This is a genomic window from Nocardia sp. NPDC046473, from assembly GCF_040645995.1.
Classification (GTDB): Bacteria; Actinomycetota; Actinomycetes; order Mycobacteriales; family Mycobacteriaceae; genus Nocardia.
Window position 1 is genome coordinate 393,001 of the sequence record NZ_JBEYZJ010000003.1, and the last position, 18,109, is coordinate 411,109.

General features: G+C 69.2%; 12 protein-coding genes. 8 read left to right on the forward strand and 4 right to left on the reverse strand.

The window, feature by feature from the left end:
* Positions 1 to 17: 17 nt before the first annotated feature.
* Positions 18 to 1,808, forward strand: coding sequence for a DEAD/DEAH box helicase (locus ABZ942_RS11890; protein WP_357380945.1), 1,791 nt, complete (start codon positions 18 to 20; stop codon positions 1,806 to 1,808).
* Between the two features lie 259 nt (positions 1,809 to 2,067).
* Positions 2,068 to 5,433, forward strand: a complete 3,366-nt coding sequence (locus tag ABZ942_RS11895; protein ID WP_357380947.1) for an AAA domain-containing protein — start codon at positions 2,068 to 2,070, stop codon at positions 5,431 to 5,433.
* 10 nt (positions 5,434 to 5,443) lie between these two features.
* Here the strand turns inward: ABZ942_RS11895 and ABZ942_RS11900 are convergent, their stop codons facing one another.
* Together ABZ942_RS11900 and ABZ942_RS11905 are read right to left on the reverse strand one after the other, a co-directional pair.
* On the reverse strand, positions 5,444 to 6,622 hold the full coding sequence (locus ABZ942_RS11900) for an amino acid deaminase/aldolase (protein ID WP_357380948.1): 1,179 nt from the start codon (positions 6,620 to 6,622) through the stop codon (positions 5,444 to 5,446).
* Between the two features lie 160 nt (positions 6,623 to 6,782).
* On the reverse strand, positions 6,783 to 7,262 hold the full coding sequence (locus ABZ942_RS11905; RefSeq protein ID WP_357380950.1) for a TetR family transcriptional regulator: 480 nt from the start codon (positions 7,260 to 7,262) through the stop codon (positions 6,783 to 6,785).
* A 416-nt stretch (positions 7,263 to 7,678) separates the two neighbouring features.
* On the opposite strand from ABZ942_RS11905, the gene ABZ942_RS11910 reads away from it, so the two are divergent.
* A complete protein-coding gene (locus ABZ942_RS11910) occupies positions 7,679 to 8,425 on the forward strand; it encodes a tyrosine-protein phosphatase (protein ID WP_357380952.1) in 747 nt (248 codons plus the stop codon).
* Between the two features lie 7 nt (positions 8,426 to 8,432).
* Here ABZ942_RS11910 and ABZ942_RS11915 read toward each other — a convergent pair whose 3' ends face one another.
* Positions 8,433 to 9,698, reverse strand: coding sequence for a long-chain fatty acid--CoA ligase (locus ABZ942_RS11915; protein ID WP_357380954.1), 1,266 nt, complete (start codon positions 9,696 to 9,698; stop codon positions 8,433 to 8,435).
* 92 nt (positions 9,699 to 9,790) lie between these two features.
* Entirely contained in the window at positions 9,791 to 10,585 is a 795-nt protein-coding gene (locus tag ABZ942_RS11920; protein ID WP_357380956.1) for an enoyl-CoA hydratase/isomerase family protein, read from the reverse strand.
* Positions 10,586 to 10,623: 38 nt separating this feature from the next.
* Here ABZ942_RS11920 and ABZ942_RS11925 point away from each other — a divergent pair, with 38 nt between their 5' ends.
* The 5 genes from ABZ942_RS11925 to ABZ942_RS11945 all read left to right on the forward strand — a co-directional run bounded on the left by ABZ942_RS11925 (position 10,624) and on the right by ABZ942_RS11945 (position 17,988).
* The gene (locus ABZ942_RS11925) at positions 10,624 to 11,646 is read left to right on the forward strand and encodes a glutathione S-transferase C-terminal domain-containing protein (protein WP_357380958.1); all 1,023 of its coding nucleotides are present in this window, start codon (positions 10,624 to 10,626) and stop codon (positions 11,644 to 11,646) included.
* A gap of 99 nt (positions 11,647 to 11,745) precedes the next feature.
* Positions 11,746 to 12,477, forward strand: a complete 732-nt coding sequence (locus tag ABZ942_RS11930) for a hypothetical protein (RefSeq protein ID WP_357380960.1) — start codon at positions 11,746 to 11,748, stop codon at positions 12,475 to 12,477.
* Positions 12,474 to 13,478, forward strand: a complete 1,005-nt coding sequence (locus ABZ942_RS11935; RefSeq protein WP_357380962.1) for an ATP-binding cassette domain-containing protein — start codon at positions 12,474 to 12,476, stop codon at positions 13,476 to 13,478. Before ABZ942_RS11930 ends, ABZ942_RS11935 begins: the two co-directional genes overlap by 4 nt.
* Entirely contained in the window at positions 13,475 to 14,257 is a 783-nt protein-coding gene (locus tag ABZ942_RS11940; protein WP_357380965.1) for an ABC transporter permease, read from the forward strand. Before ABZ942_RS11935 ends, ABZ942_RS11940 begins: the two co-directional genes overlap by 4 nt.
* 53 nt (positions 14,258 to 14,310) lie before the next feature.
* A complete protein-coding gene (locus ABZ942_RS11945; RefSeq protein WP_357380966.1) occupies positions 14,311 to 17,988 on the forward strand; it encodes an ABC transporter ATP-binding protein in 3,678 nt (1,225 codons plus the stop codon).
* The last annotated feature ends 121 nt before the right edge of the window (positions 17,989 to 18,109 follow it).

Sequence of the window (18,109 nt, forward strand, 5' to 3'; positions counted from 1 at the left end):
CAGTAAACTCCTGGTCAATGAGTACCAATCAGGTCGACAGCGTTCCTGGCGACAACGACAGGGACAACGACGGCCCGACCTTCGCCGATCTCGGGATCGATGACCGCATTCTCGCGGCCATCGCCGATGTGGGCTATGAGTCGCCGTCACCGATCCAGGCTGCGACGATTCCACCACTGCTCAGCGGCGCCGATGTGGTCGGCCTCGCGCAGACCGGCACCGGCAAGACCGCAGCGTTCGCGATCCCGATCCTGATGGGTCTCGAAACCGCCGGCAAACTCCCGCAGGCCCTGGTGCTCGCGCCGACCCGCGAGCTCGCGATCCAGGTGGCCGAGGCGTTCGGCCGCTACGCCACGCACATCCCCGGGTTGCATGTGCTGCCGATCTACGGCGGCCAGGCCTACGGTGTGCAGCTGTCCGGCCTGCGCCGCGGCGCGCACGTGGTGGTCGGCACGCCCGGCCGGGTGATCGATCACCTGGAGAAGGGCACGCTCGACCTGTCGCAGCTGAAGTATCTGGTGCTGGACGAGGCCGACGAGATGCTGAAGATGGGCTTCCAGGAGGACGTCGAGCGCATCCTCAAGGACACGCCGTCCACCAAGCAGGTCGCGCTGTTCTCCGCGACCATGCCCGCGGCCATCCGCAAGATCTCCAAGCAGTACCTGAACAATCCGGTCGAGATCACCGTCAAGTCGAAGACCTCCACCGCGACCAACATCACCCAGCGCTGGGTGCAGGTCTCGCATCAGCGCAAGCTGGACGCGCTGACCAGGGTGCTCGAGGTCGAGTCGTTCGAGGCGATGATCATCTTCGTGCGCACCAAGCAGGCCACCGAGGAGCTCGCCGAAAAGCTGCGCGCCAGGGGCTTTTCCGCGGCCGCGATCAACGGCGACATCGCGCAGAACCAGCGTGAGCGCACTATCGGACAGCTCAAGTCCGGTTCGCTGGACATCCTGGTCGCCACCGACGTCGCCGCGCGCGGCCTGGACGTGGACCGCATCTCGCACGTGGTCAACTACGACATCCCGCACGACACCGAGTCCTACGTGCACCGCATCGGCCGCACCGGCCGGGCCGGGCGCAGCGGTGAGGCGCTGCTGTTCGTCGCGCCGCGCGAACGCCACCTGCTCAAGTCGATCGAGCGGGCCACCAGGCATCCGCTGGAAGAGATGCAGCTGCCCAGCGTCGACGACGTCAACGCGCAGCGGGTCGCCAAGTTCGGCGACAACATCACCGAGAGCCTGACTTCGTCGAACCTGGCGCTGTTCCGCAGGCTCATCGAGGATTACGAACGCGAGCACGACATTCCGCTCGTCGACATCGCGGCGGCGCTGGCCGTGCTGTCGCGCGACGGCGACAACTTCCTGATGCAGCCCGAACCGCCGGAGCCGGTGCGCGAGCGCCGGGAACGCCCGGATCGCCCGCGCCGCTTCGAAGGTGACGACGATCGGTCCGGTTTCGGTCAGCACAGTCGGGCCAACGGCACCGAGCTGGCGACCTACCGGATCAGCGTCGGCAAGCGGCACCGCGTGGTGCCGGGGGCGATCGTCGGCGCCATCGCCAACGAGGGTGGCCTGCGCCGCAGCGACTTCGGGCACATCAGCATCCGCCCCGACCACAGCCTGGTCGAGCTGCCCGCCGACCTACCCCCGGAGACCCTGGAAGCGTTGCGTCGCACCAGGATCAGTGGCGTCCTCATCCAGCTGACGCCCGATCAGGGTCCGCCGGGACAGCGCTCGTTCACCCGCGGCCCGCGCCGCGAGGGCGCGCCGGCGAAGCGGCCGGAGCGGCGTAAGCCGCGCTCCTGAGACCGGGCAGGGTCCGCCGAGATCAAGCGTGCTAGCTAGAGTGTTGCCGTCCGTGCGTAATTAGTGCCGACGGCAGCGGGTGTCCCGCGAAAACTCGAGACGTGATGAGCGACAATGGCGCAGCCTGCTCATCGATGCCGACCGGGTGCGGGTGTCCCGCAGCGACCCGAGGCGTCGATGGGCGACAATTGCGCAGCCCGTTCATCGTCGCCGACCGGGTGCGGGTGTCCCGCAAGACACAGGAGGGCCGCGTTTGTTCGTGTTCGGTGATCGTGTCGTCTGCTCCGCCGTCGACCTCGTGCGCGCGGCGCGCTGTGAATTCGCGCTGCTCCGCGCCCTCGACACCGAACTCGGCACCGTCGCGGCCGATCCGGAAACCGCCGCCGAATGGGCGCCCGAGCCTCGCACCTGGTTCGACGACTCGCGCGACCGCAGGCTCAGCGACTTCCGCGACCGGTTCGGCAGCTCGATGGTGGAGATCCAACGCCCGCAGCACAAGTCGGACAGTCCGGAGACGCTGATCGCCGCGTTGACGGCCGCGCACGCGGAGACCATCGCGGCGTTGCGGGCCGGCGTGCACGTGATCCACGGCGCCACCTTCTTCGACGGCGCCTTCGATTGTTCCTGCGATTTCCTGGTTCGAGCGGGTCATCGAGTGCGCTACACCGTGCACGGCACCGCGCACAGCAAAGCCGACCGGGTCGGCACCGCACTGGAACTCGCCGCCTGCGCCGACGCGGTGGACAACAGCGGATCGCTGACCGGCCCGCTGATCCGGCTGCATCTCGGCGAGGACAACACCGCCTACGCGCTGAGCGATCAGATCCCGGTGTATCGGTCCCGCAGGCGCAGAGTCGAACACATCCTGGACGAGAAGCTGAGCGAGCTGCTACCCGTGCAGTGGGGTGATCCCCGGTATCTCGCCTGCGGACGATGCGGAACCTGCACGACGGCCGCGGCGACCGCGCGGGATCTGCTGCTCGTCGCCGGCATGCCGACCACGACCAGGGCCCGGCTGCGCGAGGCGGGCGTAAGCACCATCGACCGGCTGGTCAGCACCGAGAGCACCGTGCGTGGCGTGCCGCCGCGCACCTTCACCGCGCTGCGCCGCCAAGCCGAAATCCAGCTGCGCCGGGAGGATTCCGGCCTGCCGACACACAGCCTGATCGATCCGATCGCGCTCGGCGCACTACCGCCGCCCTCGCCCGGCGACCTCTCGCTCACCGTCGAGGGTGGTGGGCGCACACCGCTGGCCGTGGACGTCGGCGGTCCCGGCACCGTGCACCTGACCTTCCGCGGACCGTTCGGCAGCGCCGGCGAGCCGGGCAGCGAGGCGGCCGGGCAGCGGCGGGCGCTGGAGGAAGTGCTCGACTATCTCGCGCAGCGGCGGCGGATGTATCCGGACATGCACATCTACCACTACACCTCCGCGGTGCGCAGCGCGCTGCTGCACTGCACCGGCAGCACCGGTGTCGGCGAAGAGATCGTGGACGAGTTGCTGTGTGACGGTGTGCTCGTCGATCTGTATCCGATCGTGCGCAACGCGCTGATCGTCGGTGAACGTTCCTACCGGTTGAGCAGGCTGGCGCGGCTGCTGCCCGGCGCGGCGCATTCGCCCGCCGCCGAGCGGGATTGCCTGACCGTGCTGCGGCTACGGGACTGGCTGTTGGACCGGGCCGCCGAGCAGCGGATCGATCCGCAGGCGAGCACGCTGGAGCGGGCCGGGTCGTGGTGTCAGGTGGCCGGTCCCGACGAATTGGAGCCGATACCGCCCTCGCGGCCGTCCTCGTTCGAGGCGGCGCTCGCCGAATACGCGGCGGCGCAAGACGAACCGCGGCACGTCGCCGCGATGATGGCCGCGGCGCTCGGCTATCACCGGCGCGAGCGGCAACCGCTGTGGTGGGCGCACGTCGATCGGCTCAGCCATCCGGTCGACGAATGGGCCGACGCGCCAGGGGTGCTGGTCGCCGAGTGGGGCACCGTCGACACCAAGTGGCATCGCAGTCCGGACCGGCCGACCATGCGCCGCTACCTCACGCTGACCGGCCGGATCGGTTCGAGCTGGAGTGCGGGCGGGCCGGGACCGGCCACGGTCCTGACGCCCGGCGCCACGGTCTACACCTTCTACGACCGGCCCGCGGCCGCCGGAATGGTCACCGCCGTCGGACGCCGCGCCACCGCCGTCGCCACCGTGCTCGGCTGCTCGGTGGACGCCGAATTCGACGACGCGGTTCGCCTGGAAGAACTGCTGCCGGACGGCTGCGAGCCCTACGACGAGCTACCGACCGCAATCGCCCCCGGCCTACCCGCCTGGGACTGGAACGCCGAAACCGCAGTCGAATTCGCCGCCCAGCAACTGCTTGTCGCGCTCCCGGAGATTCCGGCGGGCGCCGTGTTCGACCTGCTCGCCCGCCGCCCGCCCCGGCTGCGCACCGGGGCCGCGCTGCCCGAGGTGCACGGCGATCATGCCGCCGCGATCACCGCCGCGATGCGCGAACTCGACAACTCCTACCTCGCGGTGCAGGGGCCGTCGGGCACCGGCAAGACCTCCACCGCCGCCCGGGTGCTGGAACGCCTCGTCACTCGGCACAAATGGCGGATCGGCATTGTCGGACAGACACATTCGACCGTGGAGAACCTGCTGGACGCGGTCGTGCGGGTCGGCGTGCTGCCGGAACTCGTCGCGAAGAAGGACGTCGAGTCGGTGGGGCCGGAATGGGTCGTCATCGATGCCTCGCGGTACGCGCGCTTCCTGGACAACGCCATCAGCGGCTGCGTACTCGGCGGCACCCCAACGGATTTCGCGAACGAAGAGATGGTGTCGCGCGAAGGGCTCGATCTGCTGGTGATCGCGGATGCGGGGCGCTTCCCGCTCGCCGATGCCGTCGCGGTCGGGGTCAGCGCGCGAAACCTGTTGCTGCTCGGCGATCCCGTGCCACCGGCCACCCACAGCGCACACCCGGAGCCGGTCGGCGAATCGGTGCTCGGCTGGCTCGCCGAGGGACGGCACACGCTGCCCGGCGAACGCGGCTACTTCCTGGATCGCACCTGGCGGATGCATCCGCGGGTGTGTGACCCGATCTCCCGCCTGTACTACGACGGACGCCTACGCGCCAACGAAACCGTCACCCTGGCAAGGGAACTCGATGGCGAAGCCCCTGGCGTGAGCACCGTCCTGGTCCCCCACCACGGCAATGCCACCGAATCCGCGGCCGAGGCGCGCGAGGTAGTCCGCCGCGTGCGCACGCTACTCACCATGAACTGGACCATCGGCGCGACAACCCGACGACTGCATCCCCACGACATCTTCGTGGTCGCGCCCTACGCCGCCCAGGTCGGCCGGATCCGAACCCTCCTCGCCCGAGCCAGGATCGAGGACGTCCTCGTCGGCACCCCGGACCGATTCCGCGGCAGGGAGGCAGCCGTGGTGCTGCTCTCGATGACCACATCCAGCCCCGCCGACGCCCCCTACGGCATGCCGTTCCTGTTGTCCCGCGCCCTGCTCCACGCCGCCCTCTGCCGCGCGATGTGGAAAGCGATCATCATCCGCTCACCCCTGCTGAGCGAGTACCTGCCGCCGTCCCCGGACGAGATGCCCGACCTGGCCGGGTTCCTGCGGCTCTGACGAATCGCGCTCAGCCGAAGCAGTTTCCCTCGCCGCGGTAGGTGGGGACCGTTGTTCGGGTGCCGTCCGAGTCGACCAGGTGCACCTTGTCGAAACGCTCGCACAGTTCGCCCGCCTTGGCGTGGCGGAACCACACTCGGTCGCCGATGCGCAATTCTGCCGCGCCGGTCAACGGCGTCTGCACCTCACCGGTGCCCTCGGTGCCGATAAGACGTAATCCGGTGGGCCACACCGGCTTCGGCACACGAGAGGGGCCGGTCGGGCCGGAGGCGATATAACCGCCCGCGAAAACCGTTGCGATGGAAGGGGTTGGGCGGCGCAGGACCGAGGTGGCGAAAAACAGTGCCGGCCTCGGCGTGAAGGAACGGTAGTGGTCGAACAGTGTCGGCACGTACAGGCCGGAGCCCGCGGTTACCTCGGTGACGTCCGGGTCCGCGATGCTGACCTCGATCGAACCGGTGCCGCCGCTGTTGACGATCTCCAGCTTGCCGGTCACCGAACGCACGGCGTCGAGAACGCGCTTGCGGCGCTTGGTGATTTCCACCGCAGAGGCCCGCTTCATCAGGCGCAGCGCGACATTGCTGTCCGGCATTCCCGCGATCTGCGCCTCGTAGGTCATCACGCCGACCACCTCGAACTTGCGGCGCAATGCCGCGCCGGCCAGGGTGGCCGCCTGTTCTGGTGTGCGAATTGGAGAGCGGCGGACGCCGAGGTGGATCGGACCGATCCGCAGCGAGGCGTCGACATCCAGGCAGACCCGCGGGCGCACCCGGTCGGTGCCGATGGCGGCGCGGATGAGGTCCAGCTGGGCGACATCGTCGATCATCAGCGTGATGGAGCGGAGCAGTGTCTCGTCGGCGGCGAGTTCGGCCAGCGCGGCACGGTCGACAGTCGGGTAGCCGAGCAGAATGTCGCGGGCGCCGCGACGGGCCAGCCAGATGGCCTCGGCCAGGGAGTAGGACATGATGCCCGCGAAGCCGCCCGAGGCGGTGAGCTCATCGCCGAGCACTTCTTCGAGGATGGCGCGACAGCGCACGGATTTGCTGGCGACCCGCACCGGGACACCGTTCGCGCGGCGCACCAGGTCGGCGGCGTTCGCACGCAATGCGGTCAGGTCGAGGGCGGCCAGCGGCGGGTCGAGTTCGGCGGTGGCCGCGTGCAGCCCCGCGATAGGAGACGTCTCGCTCACGACTCCGCCTCGCTAACGCTCGGCTCCGTCGTGCCCGAAGGCGCTGTGTTGTCGGTTCGCTCGCTGCGCTCGCTCACGGACCTACTCAACCACCAAACTGGTCAAACGTCCAGCATTTGCGAGTTTCCCATTTCCCGAGGTCATCGCACTCAGTGGGCCGCTATACCTCGGCGGCCCTGGTCGCCAAGCTGCTCACCAGATCGTCGAGCACCACCAGCATTGTCTCGTCATTGCAATCGGCAAGCCAGCGCAACACGGTGCCTTGCAGCACCGAGACGGCGTAGGCGGCGATAGCGTCCACCGGTTCCAGCCACTGCGCGCCCGAACGATCGGCGCAGAGCTGCAGGAACGCGGCAACCTCGGTATCCATCTCCCGGTAGGCCGCGGTCGCGGTCGGGTCGGCGATGCAGTCGGTCTGCGCTGCCCAACGCCGACGCAGGGTCTGCAATGTCGCCTCGTAGGCCTGCACCTGCTTGGCCGGTGCGGCCTTGACCAAAGGCCAGTACGCGCTGACGCCGGCATGCAGTAGCACCCGCAGTGCGCGCACACCTCCGTGGTCTAGTGACGCGGCCGCCTTTTCGACGGCCTCGCAGATGGTCGGCCGCAGCCGAACCACTGCGGTGTCTCCTCGTACGCTCAACGACGACTCCCTCGGCGAAAAGATCTCGCGCACCCTCGTCGGCGCGACTCGTCGAACATGGCGGGCAATTCGCTGGAAACCCCAGGCTGCCCGGTCCAACGTTCATCAATGGTAGAGGGTTTCCGGGGTTTGAGAACAGGTTCAGTGGGTAATTCCAGACTGAAAGAATGTTTTGTTACCCAAACGGAATAGTGGGGGTACCACTCCGCCCTGCCCGGATTTCCCTCCCTCGAGGTCACTCTCAGCCCTGCCCGGCCGAAAAGCAGACCGTTGTTCACTCTACGGGCGGGCTGGAACGCGCCCCGAATCCTGTGGCGGATCACACAGCTGAACCGCGCAAATCGGTCACCTACCGGTGTGCCGTTCGATCCGTGAACGACACCCGCTCGACGCCGACGGCCGGATAGCCTGGATCGGTGACTCTCTCGCCGCCAGCCGACCAGTACCTCATCTCCGGCACCTTCAACTTCCGCGACCTCGGCGGACTCCGCACCGTCGACGGCGCCCAGATCCGCCCCGGCGTGCTGCTGCGCTCGGCGCAGCTGACCGGGCTCGACGAGGCGGGCCTGGCCGCGCTGCGCGAACTGCGCGTCAGCGACGTGCACGACCTGCGCGGCGAGCGCGAGATCGACCACATCGGCCACGACCGGGTGCCCGAGGGTGTCCGGGTGAACGTCACGCCGTTCGACGCCCGGATGGCCGAGGCGCCGCCGCACCACACCGACGCCCAGGGCGCGTTCACGCACATGCTCGAGGTCTACCGGATGTTCCCCGCGCTGCCCGAGGCGCACGCCGCGATCACCGCGCTCGCGCAATCGATCGCGCAGGGCGAAGGCGCGGTGCTGGTGCACTGCGCGGCGGGCAAGGACCGCACCGGCTGGGCCATCGCCACGCTGCTGCGCGCGGTCGGCGTGACCGAGACCGAGGTAAAGGCCGACTATTTGGCGAGCAACGGCGCCGTCCCGGCACTTCGTGCCATGATGACGACGAAACTGCTCGGCGGCGAAGAACTGTCGATTGACCTGCTGGGAGTGCGCGAGGAATACCTCAGCACCGCTACCGCATCGATGCACGAGTTGCACGGTGACGTGGACACCTATCTGACGAACGCCGGGATCACCCCGGACCTGCGTGCCCGGCTGCGCGAGCGGATGCTGGAGTGACGCAGGATCATTCGGTCTGAATCGGGCCACGGCGCACCAGGCCGTCGGCATCGATGGTGACCTGATCGCCGGTGTGGAACCAGGTTCCGGTGAAGCGGGCCGCGGTGGTGGTCGGGTCGTTCCAGTAGCGCGGGGAGACGTTCGGGCCGCGGCACAGCAGTTCGCCGTGCCCCGCCTGCGCCTGTGGCCCGCAGAGCGCCAATTCCGTACCGCCGAACGGGAATCCGAGCACGGCGTCGGCATCGGCGACCGGTTCGGCATCGTCGACGGCGAGGCCGATACCGCTGGTCTCGGTGGCGCCCCAGATCGACCACTGCCGGGCCGCCGGGAACATCCCGCGCAGTTCGGCGGCCAGGTCCGCGGGAGTTGCCGGGGCCGCGGCCCGTTCGCCCCGATGTCCGGCCTTGCTGATCCGGCCGATGCCCTCGGTGCGCACACCGTCGTCACGCAGCGCGGCCAGTTGGGGCAGCAGGCGGGCGAAGATCCGCGGCGTCGCCGACATCATGTCGATCCGTTCGGCCACAATGGCTTCCGCGAGTCCGCGGCCGTCCCTGGCCAGCACCACGGTGCCGCCGACCGCCAAGGTCGGCAACAGCTGGTCGACGCAACCGCTGGCATGGGCGAGCGGCAGCAGCACCAGGTTGCGCAAGCCGTCGGTCGGCAGATCGAGCGCGCAGACCACCGAACGTATTGCCGACAACAGGTTTTCGTTGGTCAGCTCCACTCCCTTGGGCGCGGTGGTGGCGCTGAGCGGGGTGCCGCTGGTGTAACTGAGCAAGGCCAGATCACCCAGTGCCGCACCGTCATCGATGAACGCGGCACCGTCGGGCAGTTCGGCGCCGCGGGCGATATCGCGACCGAGCACGAAATCCGCACTGCTATCGGCGATCACCCGCTCGGCCACCGCGTCCGGCAAACCGTCGTGTACGAGCACCGGTACCGCACCACTGAGCAGCGCGCCGAGAAACGCCTGCACCCAGCGAACCCCGACGGGCATATGCACCGCGACCCGATCGCCGTAACCGATGCCGTGCTCCTGCAGCCCGCCCGCGATACGGGACGCGGAGTGCCACAGCTCCCGGTAAGTCAGCCGGGGACCGCCGATCTCGACCACGGCCTCGCGCGTCGAGAACGCGTGCACCTGCAGATCGAGTAACTCGGTGAGCGCCGGGGTGAGGTTGCCGTAGCGCAGCACACCGTCGGCCCCGCGGGCCAGCGGGTTGTCCTGGGCATAGCGGCGAGTCAGGGGGTATTCGACGAGCAACTGCGACATTCGTCCTCCGCGCGCCTCGAGTCAGCAGGCCCTGCGACTATATGACGCGAGTCACACTTTAGCCGGGAGAGGCGACGAACGTGTCCTGTCTGTCACCGCCCGGTGTAGGTCGCCTTCCCCGGCCCGACTTCGAGGAAGCTGCGGACCGCGCCTTTGAGGTCGGCGGTGTCGAAGAGTGCGCCGGACACCTCGGGTGTCACCGAATCCGCGTGTGCCACACCGCCGGAGCGCCACGCCTCGATGATCTTCTTGGTCGCGGCATGCGCGACGGTCGGGCCCTCGGCCAGGCGATGCGCCAATTCCCTTGCGGCCGTGTCGACCTCGTCGTGGATCGCATTCACCACGCCCCACTCGGCCATGGTCGCCGCGTCGTACAGGTCGCCGGTCATCACGAACTCGCGCGCCCGGCCCGAGCCCGCGCGTTCGGCCAGCCGCTGCGGACCGCCCATCGACGGCGTCAGGCCGACCACGGTCTCCACCAGGCCGAACTTCGCCTTCGGCGCGGCCAGGATGATGTCGCAGGCCAACGCGATCTCGAAGGCTGCGGTCAGCGTCAGTCCGTGCGCGGCGAATACCACCGGGCACGGCAGCGCCTCGAGCGGATGGATGATCTGTGCGAACAGGGTCCGCCACAGTTCGGCGCCCTGCTCGACCGACAAACCGTCGAAGACGTGCACGTCGACACCGCCGGACACCAGCTTGCCCTCGGCACGCAGCAGCAGCGCGCGCGGCGGGTTGGCCGACAGCTCGGCGAAGTCTTCGATCAGGGCGTCGAGCATCGACTGGTCGAAGAGATTGAGGGGCGGATTGGCGAGGGTCAAGGTCGCCACCTGCGCCCCGCCGTCGGTGATTTCGCGTTCCAGGCGGGTGGCCTTCGATTCGGTCATTCGGCCAGACTAGGTCCTCCGTCTGCGAGACTGTCCAGGTGACCAAGTCGGTGGAAAGTGGCTCCTACGTCGAGCCCGGCGAGTTCAAGCGGGACACCAACTACATCACCACCCGGATCACGGCCGATGGCCACGACGGCTACCCCGTCGAGCCGGGCCGCTACCGGTTGATCGCGGCGCGGGCCTGCCCGTGGGCAAACCGCACGCTGATCGTGCGCCGCCTACTGGGGCTGGAGGACGTGCTCTCGCTGGGGCTGTGCGGGCCCACCCACGACAAGCTCAGCTGGACCTTCGATCTCGATCCCGGCGGCGTCGACCCGGTACTCGGCATCCCCCGGTTGCGGGACGCGTATCTGAAGCGGTTCCCGGACTATCCGCGCGGCATCACGGTGCCCGCGGTGGTGGATGTGCCGACCGGTCAGGTGGTGACCAACGACTACGCGCAGATCACCCTCGATTTCTCCACCGAGTGGACCGAGTTCCATCGGCCCGGCGCACCGCAGTTGTATCCCGAAGCGCTGCGCGCCGAGATCGACGAGGTGAACCTCGCGGTGTTCCGTGACGTCAACAACGGCGTCTACCGCTGCGGTTTCGCCGGCTCCCAGGACGCCTACGAGACCGCCTACGACCGGCTCTTCAATCGACTGGATTGGCTCTCGGAACGCCTTGTGGCGCAACGCTATCTGGTTGGCGATACGATCACCGAGGCCGACGTGCGGCTGTTCACCACGCTTGCCCGGTTCGACCCGGTGTATCACGGCCACTTCAAGTGCAACCGCAGCAAACTGAGTGAGCTGCCGGTGCTGTGGGCCTACGCCCGCGACCTCTTCCAGACGCCCGGTTTCGGCGACACCACCGACTTCGCGCAGATCAAGGAGCACTACTACGTGGTGCACCGCGACATCAATCCGACCGGAATCGTGCCGAAGGGACCGGACCTGGCGAACTGGCTGACCCTGCACGGCCGAGAGTCGTTGGGCGGGCGCCCGTTCGGCGACGGCACCCCGCCACCGCCGCCGGTCGAGGCCGAACGCGTGCCCGCGGCGCACCAACCGGGCTGATGGAACCGATCAGGCTGGGTACATCGTTGTCATGACGAGCTGAGGGTGGACGTGCCATTACAGTTCAACCCAGCAGACCGGAAGAGGAGGGTGCCGCCGATGTTCAAAGGCGCGTTCGAGAAGACGGTGGTCCAGCTACTCGATACGGGGTCTCGCCTGCAGGCACCCGCGGTCGCCAAGTATGTCGACCGAATCCGGCGCTCCCACCCGTCGGAAAGCCCCGCACAGATCATCGAGCGCCTGGAGAACCAGTACCTGCTCGCGGTGACCGGTAGCGGCGGTGCCGTCGGCGCGACGGCGGCGGTACCCGGCGTCGGCACGGTCGCGGCCATCGCCGCGGTCAGCGCGGAGACCACCTTCTTCATGGAAGCCTCGGCCGTGTTCACCCTCGCGGTGGCCGCGGTGCACGGCATCTCGCCGGAGGACAAGGAGCAGCGCAGGGCACTGGTGCTGGCCGTCGTGCTCGGCGAGGGCGGGATGGAGATCGTCCAGAAGACGGTCGGCAGTTCGGCCAAGAACTGGGGCGAGGTGTTCGCCAACCGAATCCCCGGGCTCTCGTCCATGAACGACTCGCTGCTGAAGCGATTCATCATTCGCTTCATCACCCGCCGCGCCGCGCTGATGGCGGGCAAGGTGGTGCCCGCCGGCATCGGTGCGGTGATCGGCGGTGTCGGCAACCGGGCGATGGGCAAGACCACGATCAAGAACGCGCGCACCGCCTTCGGGCCGGCACCGGTGGTCTGGCCCGCCGACCGGCACCTCATCATCGACGCCGATCCGCTCACCGCGATCGATCCGTCGAAGCCGCAATCGCCCACCAAGCCGTCGTGACCGCGGTGCCTGCGCTCGCCTTCTCCGTCCGCGGCCTGACCAAGCGCTACGGTCTGGTTTCGGCCATCGAGAACGTGAGTTTCACCGTCGCGTCCGGCACCACCGCCGCCCTGGTCGGGCCGCAGGGCGCGGGCAAGACCACCATTGCGCGGACGCTGCTCGGGCTGCTCGAACCGACCTCGGGGACAGCGGCGGTCGGCGGGCCGGGGACCAATCGGGCTCGCGGCGACGCGGATCGCGATGTCAGCTCGGCCCGCGTCGTCGGCGGGGTGCTCGCGCCGCGCGGCCTGCATCCCAGCCGGACCGCGCGTGACCATCTGCGGGTGTACGCGGCGGCGGTCACTGTGCCGGACGGGCGCGTCGACGAAGTGCTCGAGCTCGTCGGGCTCGGCGACGCAGCCGGATCGAAGGGCGGTGCGCTGTCGGCCGGGCAGCAGACGCGGCTGGCGCTGGCCACCGCCGTGCTCGGCGATCCGCCGCTGCTGATCCTGGACGAGCCGATGGACGGCCTCGAAGCCGCGGAACGTGGTTGGCTGCAAGACTTTCTGCGCAGGCATGCCAAGCGCGGCGGTAGCGCGCTGGTGACCAGTGAGAGCCTCGCGGCGGTGTTACCCGGCGCGGACAGTGTGATCGTGTTGAACGAGGGTGCGGTGGTCTATCAGGGCAGTCCGGCACGGTTGCGTCGCGGTCATCCCGATCGACTCGTCGTCGCGGCGTCCACCCCGATCGCGTTGGCCACCACGCTGGCCGCGCGCGGGTTCACCGACGCGGTGATCCGGCCAGACGGGCGGCTCGCGGTGGCCGAAGCCACCGAGGCCGATATCCGGGACGCTGCGACCGCGGCACAGGTGCGGTTGGACAGCATCATTGCCGACCTGATCCATCCCGATCGGGTGCTCGCGTCGCTGACCAAACCGCCGACGCCGACCGTCTCGCCCTATCCCGGTCTGGCCGGGGCAGCTCATCATCCGACGCCGACGCCCTACGGAATTCCACGATGATCACGATTGTGCCCCCGGACCTGGTGCCCGCCGTCAACTCCGAGGTACGCAAGGTCAGCACGCTGCCGCTCAGCCGATACCTGGCCGGAGTGCCGCTGGTCGTCGCGCTGCTCGCGAGCATGGCGAGCGCGCTGCTGGCCGGCAAGGCCGATCCCAAGAGCGAACCCGTCACCGGCACCGCGACGATCGGCCTCTACGTCGGTATCGCGGTGGTGGTGCTGGCGGCGGCGATCTTCGGCGCGGTCGGCACCGGCGCCGAGTACCGGCATCAGACGATGCCGGTGACCGCGCTGTTCACCGCGGACCGTGATCGGCTCACCGCCGCGAAGCTGCTGGTCACCGGCGTGTCCGCGCTGGCCGTCGCGCTCGCGGTGGAGGTCGTCTCGGTGGTGGCGCTCTTCGCTTTCGGCCGAGGCAAATTCGACTTCGGCGTGGACCTGGCGGCGGTGCTCGGCGGCGGACTGCTCGCCGCGGTCTGCTGGTCACTGATCGGCGCCGGGCTCGGACTGTTGCTGCGGTCGTCATCGACCGCGATCGTGGTCGTGCTCGGCTGGCTGGCCATCGCCGAGCCCCTGCTCTGGCTGATCGCCAACGGCGTCGGTGCCACCGGCTTCGTCACGCTGTTCCCGGGTTCGGCCACTCTCAGCACCGTCGCGGTCGGCTCCTACGCCGACAGCGACTTCCTCGCGCCCACCCCGGCCGCCGTCGTCGTGCTGCTGCTGTGGACCATCGGCATCGGGGGTGCGGGCTGGTGGAACCTGCGTCGCCTCGACCTCTGAACCGGTCTGCGGGAACAACGACGTGTCGGTGAGCGTCGTTACCGTGGATGGTTATGGGCGGGGTTGTCGAAGCGAGTACGAGCACCGAGTCACCTGAGCGCGACGCGGGCGGTCCCGGCTGGATTCGTCGGCTGTGGGCCGAGAGCCGGTCGCACAAGGGCACGCTGGCGGGGCTGAGTGCGGCCGTGCTGGCGGGTGCGGCGGTGGAGATCGCCGGCCCGCTGCTGACGAAGCGCGCCGTCGATGCCGCGGGGATCGGTGCGACCGGGGTCATCGCGATGGTCGCCGTGCTGCTGCTGTTACTGGCGCTGGGCAGATTCGCGGCCGGGTTCGGGCGGCGGCTGCTCGCGGGCAAGCTGTCGCTGGACGTGCAGCATTCGCTGCGGGTGGATCTGCTCGGGTCGCTGCAACGGCTGGACGGGGCGGGCCAGGACGCGATCCGGACCGGACAGGTGGTGTCACGGTCGATCACCGATCTGCAACTGGTGCAGGGATTGCTGGCGATGGTGCCGCTGTCGAGCATGGCGGTGCTGGAGTTCCTGCTCGCCGCGGTGGTGATGATGTGGTTGTCGCCGCCGCTGGCGGTGCTCGCGCTACTGGTCGTGCCCGCGATCGCGGTGGTGGTCTATCGGATTCGGCCGCGGTTGTATGCGGCAACCTGGTCGGCGCAGCAGCGCGCGGCCGATGTCGCGCAGCACGTCGAGGAGACCGTCACCGGTGTCCGGGTGGTGAAGGGGTTCGGGCAGGAGGCCCGGATGGTGGACGTGCTCGAAAAGCACAGTCGCACCCTGTATTCCGAGCGGATGCGCGCGGCCGCGGTCGACTCGCGGTTCGCGCCGACGGTGGCCGCCATCCCGCAGCTCGGCATGGTCGGCGTGATCGTGCTCGGTGGCCTGCTCGCGCTGCACGGGACGATCGGGATCGGCACCTTCGTCGCGTTCGCCGCCTATGTCGCGACGATGACCGGGACGGCGCGGATCATGGCGGGCGCGCTGGTCCTCGCGCAGCTGACCCGCGCCGCCGCCGAACGGGTGTACCAGGTGATCGACACCGCGCCGCTGGTCACCGATCCGCCCGAGCCCGCGCCGCTACCCTCGGGTCCGCTCGGCATCGAGATCGACGCGGTGACTTTCGGATTCGATCCGGCACAGCCGGTGCTGCGGGAGCTGGACCTGACCGTGCGGCCCGGCGAGACGGTGGCGATCATCGGGCCAGCGGGTTCCGGGAAGACCACGCTGTCGCTGCTGCTCCCCCGCTTCTATGCGCCCGACGCGGGCCACATTCGGTTGTTCGGCACCGAGACATCCGACGGCCGAGTCGATATCGCGAAGGTGCGCGCCGCCGAGCTGCGCAGTGCGATCGGCGTGGTGTTCGACGATCCGTTCTTGTTCTCCGACACCATCGCCGCCAATATCGCCATCGGCCGACCGGAGGCCACCGACGCCGAGATCCGGCGGGCCGCGAAGTCGGCGGCGGCCGACGACTTCATCGGCGAACTCCCCGACGGCTATGACACGGTCGTCGGTGAACGCGGCCTCACGTTGTCCGGTGGGCAACGGCAACGCATCGCGCTCGCCCGCGCGCTGCTGGCACAGCCACGCATTCTCGTGCTCGACGACGCGACCTCGGCGGTAGACGCGATCACCGAGGCTGCGATCTTCGGCACCCTGCCCGATCAGGCCGGGCGCACCACCCTGATCCTGGCGCACCGCGAATCGACACTCGCGCACGCCGATCGGGTCATCCGGCTGCCCGCGCCGCTCGGTGCGCACCTACCCGAGCACCGCGCGGCCGCCGCGATCCCGACCACGGTCGCCGACGGCAGTGCGGGCCGCACCTTCGCCGCGGCGGCCGCCGACCTCGCCGAAACCCCTGAGCTGCGCCGGAATATCGCACTCCTGCCGCCGGCCACCGAGCAGCCGAAGCTGGATGACCAACGGCTGCGCCGGCCCGATCCGGAGTTCCGGCTGACCAGGCTGTTGCGGCCGGTCCGCGCGCTGGTGATCACCGCGGTCGCGCTGCTACTGCTCGACGCGCTGGTCGGGGTGGCCTTCCCGCCGATCGTGCGGTTCGCGATCGACACGGGCGTCGGTCGTGACGATGCCGGTGCGCTCGGCCTGGCCGCCGGGCTCGGCCTCCTGCTGGTCGCCGGCGGCTGGCTGGTCGGGGCGGCGAACACGCTCGTCACCGCGCGCACCGGCGAGCGGGTGCTGTACGGCTTGCGCATCCGCAGTTACGCGCATCTGCAGCGGCTCGGGCTCGACTACTACGAGCGGGAACTGTCCGGCCGGATCATGACGCGGATGACGACCGATCTCGACTCGTTGTCCACTTTCCTGCAGACCGGGCTGGCGACCACCTTGATCGGCGGGTTGACCTTCGTCGGGATCGCGGTGGCGCTGTTGGTGATCGACGTCTCGCTGGCCCTGGTGGTGCTGGCCACGCTGCCGCCGCTGTTCCTGGCCACGGTGCTGTTCCGCCGTTACGCGTCCACGGCGTACACCGTGTCCAGGGAGAACGTCTCCACGGTGAACGCCGACTTCCAGGAGAACGTCGCGGGACTGCGTGCGGTACAGGCCAATCGGCACGAGCCGGTCGCGGCCCGCCGCTTCGCCGAGTACTCCGATCGATACCGGCGCAGCCGGATGCGCGCCCAGGCCTCGATCGCGCTGTACTTCCCGTTCGCCACCGCCTGGTCGGGTGTCTCGTTGGCCGCAGTGGTCTTCGTCGGCGCACGCGAGGTGGCCGCCGGGACCACGACGGCAGGCACGCTGGTCGCGTTCGTGCTGTATCTGGAACTGCTGTTCGCGCCGGTGCTCGCACTGTCGCAGGTGTTCGACGGATATCAGCAGGCCCGCGTCGGGCTGCGCCGGATCGGCGAACTGCTGCGCACCCCGTCGGCCATCGCGAGCGATCGGGCCGACGCGGTCCCGATCGAGCAGCGGCTGCGCGGCGAGGTCGTCCTCGACGACGTGCGCTTCCACTATCCGGGGGTCGAGGCGCTCGCCTTGGACGACGTCTCGCTGACGATTCCCGCGGGCAGCACCCTGGCCCTCGTCGGACCCACCGGCGCGGGCAAGTCGACCATCGTCAAGTTGCTGGCCCGCCTCTACGACCTCCCGGCCGACGGCACCGGCGCGATCCTGGTCGACGACACCGACATCCGTGATTACCGTCTCACCGACTACCGCGCCCGCCTCGGCATCGTGCCGCAGGAGGCGCACCTCTTCAGCGGCGACGTCGCCGGCAACATCGCCTTCGGAAAACCGTCCGCGACCGAAGCCGAGATCGCCGAAGCCGCAGCTGCCGTGGGTGCGAGCGACATGATCGCCGCCCTCCCACACGGCATGCGCCAGCCGGTCGGCGAGCGCGGCCGCGGCCTGTCCGCGGGGCAGCGTCAGCTGATCGCGCTGGCCCGCGCCGAGCTGGTTCGCCCCGACCTGCTGCTGCTCGACGAGGCCACGGCTACCCTCGACCCGGACGCCGAGGCTTCGGTGCTTGCCGCGAGTCGCTCGCTGACCCGCGGCCGGACCACCGTCCTCGTCGCACATCGGCTCGGTACGGCGGCGCGGGCCGATCGGATCGCCGTCGTCGAGCACGGCCGGATCGCCGAAATCGGCACCCACGTCGAGCTGCTCGCCGCGGGCGGACCGTATTCCAGACTGTGGTCAGCGGCACGTGAGACCGGGGGAATATTCTCGGTGGCGGACAAGTCGTCTTTTATGAGGTGAGGTTTGTCGGGTGGTCAGTCGCTCCGTCGGTTTGCTGCTGGGCCTATCCTCAGATAGGGCGCATCGGCGCGATTCCGCTGATCCCCGTGCCGGGCACGTCACAAACGTCGCAGCGCGAAGA